This window comes from Bradyrhizobium sp. (genome assembly GCF_019242285.1).
In the GTDB taxonomy this organism is placed as follows: Bacteria; Pseudomonadota; Alphaproteobacteria; order Rhizobiales; family Xanthobacteraceae; genus Bradyrhizobium.
Genome location: NZ_JAFAVV010000973.1, coordinates 1 through 13900, shown reverse-complemented (window position 1 = coordinate 13900; position 13900 = coordinate 1). Strand labels below are relative to the sequence as shown.

At 64.8% G+C, this 13900-nt stretch carries 11 protein-coding genes; 6 read left to right on the top strand and 5 right to left on the bottom strand.

The genetic code is table 11. The annotated features are described in order from the left end of the window. Positions 1 to 296: 296 nt before the first annotated feature. Positions 297 to 1298 (bottom strand): D-glycerate dehydrogenase, encoded by a 1002-nt coding sequence (locus tag JOY90_RS39775; protein ID WP_291696545.1) that lies wholly within the window; start codon positions 1296 to 1298, stop codon positions 297 to 299. 330 nt (positions 1299 to 1628) lie between these two features. Between JOY90_RS39775 and JOY90_RS39770 the strand changes: the two genes are divergently transcribed. Then, complete coding sequence (locus JOY90_RS39770) at positions 1629 to 2156, top strand: SH3 domain-containing protein (RefSeq protein ID WP_291696544.1); 528 nt, start codon at positions 1629 to 1631, stop codon at positions 2154 to 2156. 97 nt (positions 2157 to 2253) lie between these two features. On the opposite strand, the gene irrA is transcribed toward JOY90_RS39770, so the two are convergent. Beyond that, the gene (gene irrA / locus JOY90_RS39765) at positions 2254 to 2724 is read right to left on the bottom strand and encodes an iron response transcriptional regulator IrrA (protein WP_291696546.1); all 471 of its coding nucleotides are present in this window, start codon (positions 2722 to 2724) and stop codon (positions 2254 to 2256) included. Positions 2725 to 3098: 374 nt separating this feature from the next. On the opposite strand from irrA, the gene fabA reads away from it, so the two are divergent. The 3 genes from fabA to fabI all read left to right on the top strand — a co-directional run bounded on the left by fabA (position 3099) and on the right by fabI (position 5837). Beyond that, positions 3099 to 3620: a 3-hydroxyacyl-[acyl-carrier-protein] dehydratase FabA gene (fabA, locus tag JOY90_RS39760; RefSeq protein ID WP_291696543.1), complete on the top strand. Its 522-nt coding sequence runs from the start codon at positions 3099 to 3101 to the stop codon at positions 3618 to 3620. 47 nt (positions 3621 to 3667) lie between these two features. Continuing rightward, a complete protein-coding gene (fabB, locus tag JOY90_RS39755; RefSeq protein WP_291696542.1) occupies positions 3668 to 4891 on the top strand; it encodes a beta-ketoacyl-ACP synthase I in 1224 nt (407 codons plus the stop codon). Positions 4892 to 5033: 142 nt separating this feature from the next. Next, positions 5034 to 5837 carry an enoyl-ACP reductase FabI gene (gene fabI / locus JOY90_RS39750; protein WP_291696541.1) on the top strand — a complete coding sequence of 268 codons (804 nt, stop codon included), beginning with the start codon at positions 5034 to 5036 and terminating at the stop codon, positions 5835 to 5837. Between the two features lie 7 nt (positions 5838 to 5844). On the opposite strand, the gene JOY90_RS39745 is transcribed toward fabI, so the two are convergent. Beyond that, a complete protein-coding gene (locus JOY90_RS39745) occupies positions 5845 to 6444 on the bottom strand; it encodes a glutathione S-transferase family protein (RefSeq protein ID WP_291696540.1) in 600 nt (199 codons plus the stop codon). Between the two features lie 163 nt (positions 6445 to 6607). Continuing rightward, complete coding sequence (locus JOY90_RS39740) at positions 6608 to 7537, bottom strand: LysR substrate-binding domain-containing protein (RefSeq protein WP_291696539.1); 930 nt, start codon at positions 7535 to 7537, stop codon at positions 6608 to 6610. 112 nt (positions 7538 to 7649) lie between these two features. Here JOY90_RS39740 and katG point away from each other — a divergent pair, with 112 nt between their 5' ends. Together katG and JOY90_RS39730 are read left to right on the top strand one after the other, a co-directional pair. Next, positions 7650 to 9797, top strand: a complete 2148-nt coding sequence (gene katG, locus JOY90_RS39735) for a catalase/peroxidase HPI (protein WP_291696538.1) — start codon at positions 7650 to 7652, stop codon at positions 9795 to 9797. A 161-nt stretch (positions 9798 to 9958) separates the two neighbouring features. Then, entirely contained in the window at positions 9959 to 12346 is a 2388-nt protein-coding gene (locus JOY90_RS39730; RefSeq protein WP_291696537.1) for a hypothetical protein, read from the top strand. 200 nt (positions 12347 to 12546) lie between these two features. Here the strand turns inward: JOY90_RS39730 and pnp are convergent. Further along, positions 12547 to 13900 (bottom strand): polyribonucleotide nucleotidyltransferase (pnp, locus tag JOY90_RS39725; protein WP_291696536.1); only part of this gene is annotated, 1354 nt, incomplete at its 5' end.

Genomic DNA, 13900 nt, shown 5'->3' with positions numbered 1-13900 from the left:
TCGACAACCACAAGCCGCCGGATCGCGTCCTGCCGAGCATGTTGTAGGCCCGGCCGCCTCCGCGCACTCGCTGTCGCCCCGGCGAAAGCCGGGGCCCATAACCACAGGCTGGAATGAGGCGATCGATGGCAACCCCGGGCCGTCATGGCCGGGCTTGTCCCGGCCACCACGTCGAGCCACGCACGCGGAAGGGCGTGGATGCCCAGGACAAGCCCGGGCATGACGTGGAGATAGCCGCGCGCCGTAACTGTCGCCTGGGGTTATGGGTCCCGGCTTTCGCCGGGCGACGACTTCCATCACAGCATGCTCAGCAGCACGCGATCCGGCGGCTTGTGGTTGTCGAGGAAGGTGCGAATGTTGATGATCACCTTCTCGCCCATCTCGACGCGGCCCTCGATGGTGGCCGAGCCCATGTGCGGCAGCAGCGTCACCTTGCCCTGCTTGGCGAGCCGCACCAGTTTCGGGTTCACCGCGGGCTCGTGCTCGAACACGTCGAGGCCGGCGCCGCCGATCTCGCCGGCCTCGATCAGCTTGGTCATGGTCTCCTCGTCGATCACCTCGCCGCGCGCGGTGTTGACGATATAGGCGTCTTTCCGGATCAGCTTCAGTCGCCGCGCCGAGAGCAGGTGGAACGTCGCCGGCGTATGCGGACAGTTCACCGAGATGATGTCCATTCGCGCCAGCATCTGGTCGAGGCTTTCCCAATAGGTCGCGCCGAGCTCGTCGGCGATCACGGGCGCGACCGGGCGGCGGTTGTGATAGTGGATCTGCAGGCCGAAGGCGCGGGCGCGGCGCGCCACCGCCTGGCCGATCCGGCCCATGCCGATGATGCCGAGGCGCTTGCCGCCGATGCGGTGGCCGAGCATCCAGGTCGGCGACCAGCCGGGCCAGCTCTTACCTTCGGTGAGGACCGAGGCGCCCTCGATCAGCCGCCGCGGCACCGCCAGGATCAACGCCATCGTCATGTCGGCGGTATCCTCGGTCAGCACCTTCGGCGTGTTGGTCACGGTGATGCCGCGCCCATGGGCGGCGGCGACGTCGATATTGTCGACGCCGTTGCCGAAATTGGCGATCATCCTCAGCTTGCAGTCGGGTGCGTTGAGAAGCTCGCCGGTGACGAGGTCGGTGACGGTGGGGACCAGGATCTCCGCGCTGCGGGTCGCCTGCGCGAGCTGCTCGGCCGACATCGGCGCGTCGTCGAGATTGAGCTGCGCGTCGAACAATTCGCGCATCCGCGTCTCGATCGAATCCGGCAGCTTGCGCGTGACCACGACGAGGGGCTTCTTCCTGATCGACATGGGTTGGCTCTTTGCGCTGGTCTCGAGAGGTCCGTTCAGACCTCGTTAACCGGGTTGTTCGAAACTGCCGATGCCGCGCGGTCCCGGCGTTTCCTTCATGGGTTCCCGATGATCCCTGCAGGATGCGGACGAGGACCTCGGGCGCGTCTTGGTTCTAACGATGTTCCACCCTTCCTAGCAGAAGGCGGGGCCAAGACAAGAACCCCGAAAAAGCCCCCGGAACCGGCAACGGCAGGGCGCAATCGGGGCAGGAATTCAGGGGATCAGGCGAGGCACGGCTTTCAGCTTGAATCATCCGGGTTGGTCGATCTCGTCGGCGGAGATGAAGTGATGGCGTGGGGACGTTTTGGGTCGGTCGCAGCGGTGCTGATCGGCGGTTTGCTGGGCATCGTGAGTACCGGCGCTGCCGCCAAGGACAGTCCCGTGACGACCTCCGGCCTGCCGGTCCCCCGTTATGTCAGCCTCAAGTCCGACCATGTGAACGTTCGCGCCGGCCCCACCAAGGACAATGACGTGGCCTGGGTCTACACACGCTCGGGCCTTCCGGTCGAGATCACTGCCGAGTTCGAGAACTGGCGCCGCGTGCGCGACTCCGAAGGCGCCGAGGGTTGGGTCTACCATTCGCTGCTGTCCGGCCGCCGCACCGCCGTCGTCACCATGAAGCACAAGGATGATCTGGCGCCGATCTATGCCAGCGCCGATGGCACGAGCGCGATCACTGCGCGGTTGCAGGTCGGCGTGGTCGCGCAGGTCAAGCGGTGCGACGCACATTGGTGCCACGTCGCAGGCAACGGCTTCGACGGCTGGATCGAGCAGCAACGGCTGTGGGGCGTCTACGCCGATGAGAAGGTGGAATGACGCGCTGCGCCGTTCACAGCATGTCGGATCGCGAACCCGGAATTTCGAAATTGCGATGTGATGAATTATGCCGGAACGGCAACCGGCTCGGAAAGGCTCAGCGCTTCTTGCGCAGCCGCACGACCATGTCGATACGTGCGATTTCGTAGCCTTCCGGCACCTGTGGCATCTGCGTCAGCGCGAGATGCGAATCGGCGATATCGACCAGCTCATGGCTGTTCTCGAGATAGAAGTGATGATGAGCGCTGACGTTGGTATCGAAGTAGGTCTTGGTGCCATCGACCGAGACCTGGCGCAGCAGGCCGGCATCGGTGAGCTGGTTGAGGGTATTGTAGACCGTCGCCAGCGACACCGGGACCTTGGCGAGGGTTGCCTCCTCGTAGAGCATTTCCGCGGTGAGGTGGCGGGCGCCCTTGCCGAACAACAGCCAGCCGAGCGCCATCCGTTGCCGCGTCGGCCGCAAACCGACGGACTGCAGCATCTCGTTGACGTCATGCCACGGACAGCCGGTCAATGCCGGGTGCCGCCCCACACGAGAGGGGGCGGACTCCGCGCTTTCATCGTTCAGGGATGAACGGTTGTCAGGGGTCTGCACGTACGGCACCGCACACAATTCTCACGATTATCCGGTTGGAATATAGGGGGGAGCTCCGCCAGATGCAAGTTTATCGCAACTAGAATGAACCTAAGAAGGAACCGGGAATAAAGAACCCCTGCGGCGAATTACTGCGCTGGCGGCGCCTTGACGACTGCTGACCCTATGTTATGAGCGCGCCGGCCCGAACGACTGATTTGGCATGGGTGATCACCCAGTGCCGCGGGGTATCCTGGCTGGCCTTCCGGAAGTCGCCCGACCCAAGCAGGATTTGGCGCCTGTCCCGCCCCGCCAACGGGTCTGTTTAGCTTATAGAAAGCGCAATCGGGGATTGCGGAAGAGGCACGATGCTGGAGCGGCGCGGCGGTTATGAATATGAGGATTTGCTGGCCTGCGGCCGCGGGGAACTGTTCGGTCCGGGCAACGCGCAATTGCCGCTGCCGCCGATGCTGATGTTCGACCGCATCAGCGAAATCGCCGATGCCGGCGGTGAGTTCGGCAAGGGCCTGGTCCGGGCCGAACTCGACGTGAAGCCGGATCTCTGGTTCTTCGGCTGCCACTTCAAGAACGATCCGGTGATGCCCGGATGCCTCGGCCTCGATGCATTGTGGCAGATGGTCGGCTTCTATCTCGGCTGGATCGGCGGGGAGGGACGCGGGCGTGCGCTGGGACTGGGCGAATTGAAGCTCGCCGGCCAAGTGCTGCCGAATGTCCGCAAGGTTGTGTACAACATCGACATCAAGCGTGTAATGCGCTCAAAGCTGGTACTGGGAATCGCCGATGGGTGGCTTTCAATGGACGGCGACATTATTTATCGCGCCAAGGATCTGAAGGTTGGCCTGTTCAAGCAGGGCACGGCCCCCGCCTGACCGGTATATTGTGCAGACCAGGATCAAGACAGCAGGACGAGGCGGACATGCGGAGGGTTGTCATCACGGGGATGGGCATCGTCTCGTCCATCGGAAACAACACCCAGGAAGTGCTGGCGAGCCTTCATGACGCGAAGTCCGGGATTTCACGCGCCGAAAAATATGCCGAGCTTGGTTTCCGTTCGCAGGTGCAGGGCGCACCGACCCTCGATCCGGGCGAGGTGATCGACCGCCGCGCCATGCGTTTCCTTGGGCAGGGCGCGGCCTGGAATCACATCGCGATGGAGCAGGCGATCCAGGACTCCGGGTTGGAGGTGTCGGACGTCTCCAACATCCGCACCGGCATCATCATGGGATCGGGCGGGCCGTCGGCGCGCGCCATCGTCGAGGCGGCCGACATCACCCGCAGCAAGGGGCCGAAACGGGTGGGGCCTTTCGCGGTACCGAAGGCGATGTCGTCGACCGCCTCCGCCACGCTCGCAACCTGGTTCGAGATCAAGGGTGTGAACTATTCGATCTCCTCGGCCTGCGCCACCTCGAATCATTGCATCGGCAACGCCTCCGAGATCATCCAGATGGGCAAGCAGGACGTGATCTTTGCCGGCGGCTGCGAGGAACTCGACTGGACGCTGTCGGTGCTGTTCGACGCCATGGGCGCCATGTCCTCGAGATTCAACGACACGCCGGCGACGGCGTCGCGCCCGTACGATGTCAACCGGGACGGATTCGTGATCGCCGGCGGCGCCGGCGTCGTGGTGCTGGAGGAGCTCGAGCACGCGAAGGCGCGCGGTGCGCGCATCTATGCCGAGATCGTCGGCTACGGCGCGACCTCGGACGGCTACGACATGGTCGCGCCGTCGGGCGAGGGCGCCGAGCGCTGCATGAGGATGGCGCTGTCGACGGTGAACACCAAGATCGACTACATCAATCCCCATGCCACCTCGACGCCGGCCGGCGATCCGCCGGAGATCGAGGCGATCCGCAAGGTGTTCGGCGCCGGCGAGAAGTGCCCGCCGATCTCCGCCACCAAGGCGCTCACGGGGCATTCGCTCGGCGCCACCGGGGTGCAGGAGGCGATCTACGCGCTGTTGATGATGAACAACGGCTTCATCTGCGAGAGCGCCCACATCCAGGAGCTCGATCCGGTGTTCGCCGACATGCCGATCGTGCGCCAGCGCATCGACGATGCCAAGCTCGGCACGGTGCTGTCGAATTCCTTCGGCTTCGGCGGTACCAACGCGACGCTGGTCTTCAAGCGGCTGGATGCGTGAGATATCGTGCCGTCGTTCCTCGCGCTTGCGAGGGGTACGTCGATGCCGCGCGGTTTTTCAATCGGTCGAGCAGCGCCTCGGAAGTAGCGGGGTCGCCTGCCCTCGCAGGTGATGACCTCGGGAATGGGTGGAGCACAGCGGCATGCAGGACCTGATGAGAGGCAAGCGCGGGCTGATCATGGGCATCGCCAATGATCATTCGATCGCCTGGGGCATCACCAGGGCGCTCGCCGCGCAGGGCGCCGAACTGGCGTTCACCTTTCAGGGCGAGGCGCAAGGCAAGCGCATCCGGCCGCTGGTCGCCCCGCTCGGCTTCGACACCATGCTGGCGTGCGACGTCGAGGACATCGCGAGCGTCGACGAGGTATTCGCCGCGCTGCGGACCAAATGGGGCGCGCTCGACTTCCTGGTGCATGCGATCGGCTTCACCGACAAGAACGAGCTGCGCGGCCGCTACGTCGACACCACGCGCGAGAATTTCGCGCGCACCATGCAGATCTCCTGCTTCTCCTTCACGGAGATTGCGAAGCGCGCGGTCGAGCTGATGCCGGAGGACGGCGGCTCCATGATCACGCTGACCTACGGCGCCTCGATGCGCGCGATGCCGAACTACAACGTGATGGGCGTCGCCAAGGCGGCGCTGGAAGCCTCGGTACGCTATCTCGCCGCCGATTTCGGACCGCGCGGCGTGCGCGTCAATGCGATCTCGGCGGGACCGGTGCGCACGCTCGCCGGCTCCGTGATCGGCGACGCGCGTGCGATGTTCGCGTTCCAGCAGAAGAATTCGCCGCTCGGCCGCGGCGTCACGCTCGACGAGCTCGGCGGCTCGGCGCTGTATCTGTTGTCCGATCTTTCCGGCGGCGTCACCGGCGAGATCCACTACGTCGATTCCGGTTATAACGTCATCCTGCAGCCGCGGCCGGAGCACCTGTCCTCGCCGGAATGAACGACGCTCAGCCGCCGGCGGCGATCTTCTCGGCGCGCCTGAAGGCTGGCCGTGCGACGCAGCGGTCGATATAGGCGTCGAACGACGGGCGCGACGGCACCATCTTGAACATCCGAACCATGTAGTTCAGGCCGGATCCGATCGCGACGTCGGCGGCGGAGAAGTTCTCGCCGAGCAGCCACGGGCCCTTTTCGAGCGCGCCGTCGAGCACGTCGAACACGCGCTGGGCGTCACCCCAGCCGGCCGAGACCGGATTCATCTCGAGCTTGGTGGCGAGCTGCACGATCGCCGGCTCGACGCAGGAAGGCCCGAAGAACAGCCAGTAGAGATATTTGGCCCGCAGGGGATCGCCGACCGGCGGCGCGAGCTTCGCCTCCGGACAGCGCTCGGCGACATAGGCGCAGATCGCGGCGGCCTCCGCCATCGTCGCCTCGCCGTCTTTGAGCGCCGGCACCTTGCCCATCGGGTTGACCGCGAGATATTCCGGCTTCCGCTGTGCGCCGGTCGAGATGTCCGTCAGCACCCGCTCGTAGGGCTGACCGGTTTCCTCCATCAGCCAGAGCGTCGTGAAGGAGCGTGAGCGCGGCGACCAGTAAAGCTGCATCATGGCGGATGACTCCTGTGAGCTGGCAATTACGGACAGTGACGTGACGCATCGGCTCCGCGGAATCAAGTCTGGACAACAGGAAAATAGCGACAAGAGGCGCAAATCTCGCGGCACGAGATTCTCTGGAAGAGCACTGGAATTCTCCATCCAGATACGGGCGACCTCAGCGCGCGCTGCGTGCCGCCGACGCGCGCCTGCCGCGCGTCTTGCCGGCCGACAGGCACACCACGTCCGAAATCTGCTGAAGCTGTCCGGCCAACGGGCTGGTCTTGCGCCAGACCATGCCGATGGTCCGCGACGGCTGCGGGTTCCTGAAGCGTGCCACCGAGACCGATGCGGAGCGCGTTTCGACGCTGACGGCCATCTCCGGGATCAATGTCACGCCGATGCCGGCGCCGACCATCTGCACCAGGGTCGACAGCGAGCTCGCGTCCAGCACCTCGCGCGGCGGTGACGATTGCATGTTGCAGAACGACAGCGCCTGGTCGCGAAAGCAGTGTCCCTCTTCGAGCAGCAGGAGCTTCATCTCGCGCAGCCTCTCCCGGCTCGGCACCGGCGTGCCTTCGTCCGCACCCGGCCGCACCAGCAGGAAGGTCTCGGTGAACAACGCGACCTCGGTCAGCAACGGCTCGGACACCGGCAATGCGACGATGGCCGTATCGAGCCGGCCTTCGGCCACCTCCTTGATCAGCTTCGGCGTCAGCGTCTCGCGCACATGGATGTCGAGCTCCGGATGCAGTCGGGCGAGGTTCTCGATCACCTTCGGCAGCAGATAGGGCGCAATCGTCGGGATCATGCCGATGCGGAGCCGGCCTGCGAGCCGGTCCCGCGAGGCGCGCGCGAAATCGCCGAGCTCGTCGACGGCGCGCAGGATGTCCCGGACGCGCTGCGCCAGCTCCTCGCCGAAGGTCGTCAGCGCCACCTGTCGTGCGCTGCGCTCCAGCAGCACCCCGCCGAGGGCGTCCTCCAGCTCCTTGATCTGCATCGAGAGTGCCGGCTGCGAGATCGCGCAGGCTTCGGCGGCGCGTCCGAAGTGCCCGTGCCGCGCCAATGCATCGAAGTACCGAAGCTGCCGCATCGTCAGATTCAGCATCAAAAAAACTTATCGCAGCGATCAAGAAAGTCAACTTCACCTGATCGCATCCATTGCGTAGATTGCGCCCGCCTGGTTCAAGGCGGAACCCCCACCGCCAGAGGAGACAATCATGGATGACAGGACCAAATGCCCATTTGGCGCGCGCGGACAAGCCAACCGCGACTGGTGGCCGGATGCGCTCGACGTTTCGATTCTCCACCGCAATTCCGACTTGTCCGATCCGATGGGCGAGGCGTTCGACTACGCCAAGGAGTTCAAGACCCTCGACCTCAACGCGGTGGTCAAGGACCTGACTGCGTTGATGACGGATTCGCAGGAATGGTGGCCGGCCGATTTCGGTCACTATGGCGGCCTGATGATCCGCATGGCGTGGCACAGCGCGGGCACCTACCGCATCACGGACGGCCGCGGCGGCGCCGGTGCCGGTCAGCAGCGCTTCGCGCCGCTCAATAGCTGGCCCGACAACGCCAACCTCGACAAGGCGCGCCGGTTGTTGTGGCCGATCAAGCAGAAATACGGCCGCAAGATTTCCTGGGCCGACCTGATGATCCTCGCGGGCAACGTCGCGCTCGAATCGATGGGCTTCAAGACCTTCGGCTTCGCCGGCGGCCGCGCCGACGTCTGGGAGCCCGAGGAGCTGTTCTGGGGGCCCGAGGGCACCTGGCTCGGCGACGAGCGCTATAGCGGCGAGCGCCAGCTTGCCGAGCCGCTCGGCGCCGTGCAGATGGGCCTGATCTATGTCAATCCGGAAGGGCCGAACGGCAATCCTGATCCGGTCGCCGCGGCCAAGGACATCCGCGAGACGTTCTTCCGCATGGCGATGAACGACGAGGAGACCGTCGCGCTGATCGCTGGAGGCCACTCCTTCGGCAAGACCCACGGCGCCGGCGATCCGTCACTGGTGGGCGCGGACCCCGAAAGCGGTGCCATCGAGGACCAGGGCCTCGGCTGGAAGAGCAAGCATGGCAGCGGCGTCGGCGCCGACGCCATCACCGGCGGCCCGGAGGTGACCTGGACCCAGACGCCGACCAAGTGGAGCAATCTGTTCTTCAAGAACCTGTTCGAGAACGAATGGGAGCTGACCAAGAGCCCGGCCGGCGCCAAGCAGTGGCAGGCCAAGGGTGCCGGGGCCTCGATCCCGGACGCATTCGACACGTCGAAGAAGCATGTGCCGACCATGCTCACCACCGACCTGTCGCTGCGCCTCGACCCCGCCTATGGGAAGATCTCGCGGCGCTTCTACGAGCATCCGGAGCAGTTCGCCGATGCGTTCGCGCGCGCATGGTTCAAGCTCACGCACCGCGACATGGGCCCGGTTGCGCGCTATCTCGGCCCGCTGGTGCCGAAGGAGACGCTGATCTGGCAGGACCCGATCCCGGCCGCGGATCATCCGCCGATCGGTGAGCCGGACATTGCCGCGCTGAAGGCGAAGATTCTCGCCTCCGGCCTGTCGGTATCGCAGCTCGTCTCGGCCGCCTGGGCGTCGGCCTCGACGTTCCGCGGTTCCGACAAGCGCGGCGGCGCCAATGGTGCGCGCGTCCGTCTTGCGCCGCAGAAGGATTGGGAGGTCAACCAGCCGGCCGAGCTCAAGACGGTGCTGGCGAAGCTCGAGGCGATCCAGAAGGAATCCGGCAAGAAGGTCTCGCTGGCCGACCTGATCGTGCTCGGCGGCTGCGCCGCGGTCGAAAAGGCTGCCAAGGACGCCGGGATCGACGTGAAGGTTCCGTTCACGCCGGGCCGCATGGACGCGTCGCAGGACCAGACCGACGTCGAATCCTTCGCTCCGCTCGAGCCGCGGGCCGATGGCTTCCGCAACTACGTCAGCAGCAAGAAGCACCAGTTCATGCAGCCTGAGGAGGCGTTGGTGGACCGGGCGCAGCTCTTGCGGTTGACGGGCCCCGAGATGACGGTGCTCATCGGCGGGCTGCGCGTCCTCGGCGCCAATGCCGGCGGATCGAAGCACGGCGTGTTGACCAAGGAGCCCGGCAAGTTGACGAACGACTTCTTCGTCAACCTTCTCGACATGAGCACGCAATGGCATCCCGCCGGTACCGACGGCGCCTATGAGGGCCGTGACCGCAAGACCAATGCGGTCAAGTGGACCGGCACGCGCGTCGACCTGATCTTCGGCTCGCATTCCCAACTCCGCGCCTTCGCGGAAGTCTATGCTTGCGCGGACTCGAAGGAGAAATTCGCCAAGGACTTCGTGGCGGCCTGGACCAAGGTGATGAACGCGGACCGCTTCGACATCGCCTGAGCAGGCGACGGATCGGACAGGGATCGGGAAGGGCGGCTCGGTGGCCGCCCTTTTTCGTCGATGCGGACAGCGGCGCACGCCTGAGGCATTGCTGGCGTCGCCGGACGATGCAATCATGGACTTCCGAGCCGTTTGCAGTAGCGTTTTTCGCGGGATCGACCATGTGGTGGAGAAGGGCCTGTGTGGTCGTCGCCGTCGTCCTTTGTTCTGTCGTTCGCGTCGCCGAATACCTTCTGAGGCCGTTCGTCTGGCTGATCGCGCTTTGCGTTGCCATCCTGGCGGTTCTGATCCTGATCGTCCCGACGACCGCTCGCGACGTGGCTTATCGAAACGTCGATCCCGCCTCGGAAGCCTGCGATTTCTCTCCGGATCGGGCCTGGGATGTTCTCGCGGACCCGGTCACCGGGACCGATACGCCCGTCGACAATGACGAGATCGCTGCGATCGAGAAGTTTGCTTCCGGAGAATGGCGAACGAAATTCTCGTGCTCGATCCAGCGGCACACGATTCCCGCCGCGTCGGGAGGCGAGCCGCTGTTCTACAATCTGGCGTTCGTCGAATTCAGGGAGGACGGCTCCCCCTACGAGCTGTTCAAGAGTCCCGGGCAGTCCTATTCCCTGGACGAGCTTTCGAGCCGTCTCCGTTTCGTCGCGAGCGACAAGCGCGAGCCGATCACGCAGCTTCGGGCGTTGACCAGCCTGCTGCGGAGAACGTCGGGCCGGAACTACGTCCTGGTGTTCATTCACGGTTGGCGGCACGATGCCCGCATCGGCGACGACAATGTCGCCGCGCTGCGCAGATATGCGGCTCATGCGGCGCGCTTCCTCAAGGAGCGATGCCGCGGCGGTGAGCCGGAGCAATGCGATCGCGTGGTGACGGCCGTCTTCATCGGATGGCGCGGCGCGCGAATCGACGAGCGCCGAATCGTCGATCCGCTCCTCGCGTTCGGAAGATGGCTGGATGGCGACTGGTCGCAATGCGGAGCCGGCAGGCTTGACGCGGTCGCCGCCGGTCAGCGGGCCGGTCAGAAATGCTGGCGGGACGTCCTCGGGGGCTGGGGCAACGCCGCAGCATCGCTGGTTGCTGCGTTGACGCTGTTCGATCGCAAGCCGGTCAGCGAAGCGATCGCGCCACATGTCCTGACCGCGATACGTTCCATCGAGAATACGTTCGATGTCGTCAGGGAAGGCCACGTCATCCCTTATTACGACAGGCTCCAGAATCCCAACCGTCTGCTGGTGATCGGCCACAGTCTCGGCGGAAACCTGCTGACGACCGCGCTCGAGCACGACGCCGTCAAACGCGTCGAATGGCAGGCGCAGCGGAACGCCGATGCGCGCCGAATGGCCGAAAATGGCGGCGCGATTGCGCCACGAGTGAGCCAGCAGAACTACTTCGACTCGCCACTGGGGAATCTCGTGGTGCTGATCAATCCGGCTTCCGAGGCCCGCAAATGGACGTCGATCCAGCGTGCCGTCTGGCAGCACATGGTGTTCAGGGAGGGGGACGCGAAGTCCGACGAGGACTACGGCCACGATTTCTTTCCGGACTACCAGCGTCCCGTGATGCTGGCCGTGACGTCGGCCTTCGCCTGGCCGCCGGGCGGCATCCGCAAGGAGGACTGTGCCGTCGCGTTCAACTTCGACAAGGAATTCAGAGACGATCCGCCTGTCACCCGCGGCGCGGCCGCACTGCGCCGCAAGGAGACGCGCTTGCACACTGCGATCGACGACGTCGATCGGAAGTCCAAGAATGGCGGCGTGATCTACGACAGCGCCACGCACGATCTGTTTCCATTCTTCAAGTTCGATTTTCGACCGATGGCGGATCGCCTCGATCGCTACGGCCGCTATCTCGCTGATCAGAAAGTGCCGCGGCTGTCCTGCGCCGACGAGCGGAAAATCGAGTCGTGGTGGCCGTGGTTGCTGACCAGGATCGCTGCGCTTCTGCGTGACGCCCCGTTCCAGAATTCCGACATGGAAGAAACCAGGACCATCGGCAATCTCGACGTGCCCCGGCACGCCGCGGGCACACTCGACGACTATCTGCTTCCATCGAAGCCGTTTGGCACGACGCATGAGATTCGGGGAAGCGCGAATGCTGCGCAGTCGATGTCCTATTCGAGCCTGGCGACGAGCACGAAGGTCGAATGTCCCATCAGCGACTTCTGGCTCAGCCGGGCGCGTCGTCGGCAATCGCCGCACGGAACGAACTGGAACAGCGAAGAGCTGGCGCCCGCTGCGGCCGACGAAAAATCGGATGCCAAATCGCTATCGGCTCGCATCAGCCACGGCTTCGATATGGCCGGCATCCAGCCAATCACGCGCGCCAACGATCCGTTCTGGAACATGCGAGCCTACGACGACGTGATAGCGGAGCACAGCGGCTATCGTCTTTCTTCCTTCATCTGCGCCCTCAACCAGCTCGTGATGGACGAACCGACCAAGATCCCGGCTCCGCCCAGGCCGGCGATTGCAGCAGACGTGCCGGAAAATCCGGCGGACAAGCTGACGGATCATTCTCCGCCTGTGATCCTCAAGAAGGACTGATCGCCAGGCGACGAACGACGTCGCGATTTCGGAACCATGAACGAAAAAGGGCGGCTGGAGAGCCGCCCTCTGCATCGACGCGCTAGAGCGTTTTCGAGCGAAGTGGATACCGGTTCGCGTGAAGAAAACGCGTCAAAACAAAGAAGCTGGAGCTTCCGTTCCGATTCCATCGGAACGGAAAAGCTCTAGCTCTCGCGGCCTCACTCGCCGGCGGCCTCGCGCGGCGGCGGCGGTTCGGCCTTGTCCGCCTTCGCATCCGCCTTCTGCTTGGCCTCGAGATCCTCGCCGGTGGTCTGGTCGACGGCCTTCATCGACAGCCGCGTCTTGCCGCGATCGTCGAAGCCCAAGAGCTTGACCTTGACCTTGTCACCTTCCTTGACCACGTCGGACGTCTTCTGCACGCGATTGCCCGCGAGCTGGCTGATGTGGACGAGGCCGTCGCGGGAGCCGAAGAAGTTCACGAAGGCGCCGAACTCCATCACCTTGACCACGGTGCCATCGTAGATGTGACCGATCTCCGGCTCGGAGGCGATCGACTTGATCCACTTGATCGCGGCCTTCATGGCCTCGCCGTCATTGGAGGCGACCTTCACGGTGCCGTCGTCCTCGATGTTGATCTTGGCGCCGGTCTTCTCGACGATCTCGCGGATCACCTTGCCGCCGGTGCCGATCACCTCGCGGATCTTGTCGGTCGGGATCTTGAAGGTCTCGATGCGGGGCGCGTATTCGCCGAGCTCGGCGCGGGCGGCGGTGAGCGCCTTCGCCATCTCGCCGAGGATGTGGATGCGGCCCTCGCGCGCCTGGCCGAGCGCGACGCGCATGATCTCCTCGGTGATGCCCTCGATCTTGATGTCCATCTGCAGCGAGGTGATGCCGGCCTCGGTGCCGGCGACCTTGAAGTCCATGTCGCCGAGATGGTCCTCGTCACCGAGGATGTCCGACAGCACCGCGTGGCGGCTGCCCTCGAGAATCAGGCCCATGGCGATGCCGGCGGTCGGCCGCTTCAGCGGCACGCCGGCATCCATCAGCGCCAGCGACGAGCCGCAGACGGTCGCCATCGATGACGAGCCGTTCGACTCGGTGACCTCGGAGACCACCCGCGTGGTGTAGGGGAACTCATGGTGCAGCGGCAGCACCGGGTGGATCGCGCGCCAGGCGAGCTTGCCGTGGCCGATCTCGCGCCGCTTGGTGCCGCCGAGCCTGCCGGTCTCGCCGACCGAATAGGGCGGGAAATTGTAGTGCAGCAGGAACGTCTCCTTGTAGGTTCCCGACAGCGCGTCGATGTACTGCTCGTCCTCGCCGGTGCCGAGCGTGGTCACCACCAGCGCCTGGGTTTCGCCGCGGGTGAACAGCGCCGAGCCATGGGTGCGCGGGAGGAAGCCGACGATCGCCTCGATCGGACGGACCTGGTCGAGCTTGCGCCCGTCGATGCGGCTGCCGTCCTTGAGAATCGCGGTGCGCACGATGTCCGCCTCGACCTTCTTGGTCAGCTTGTTGGCGGTCATCGAGGTCTGGCCGTCCTGGTCGGCGTAGGCCGCCTTGACCTTGGCGCGC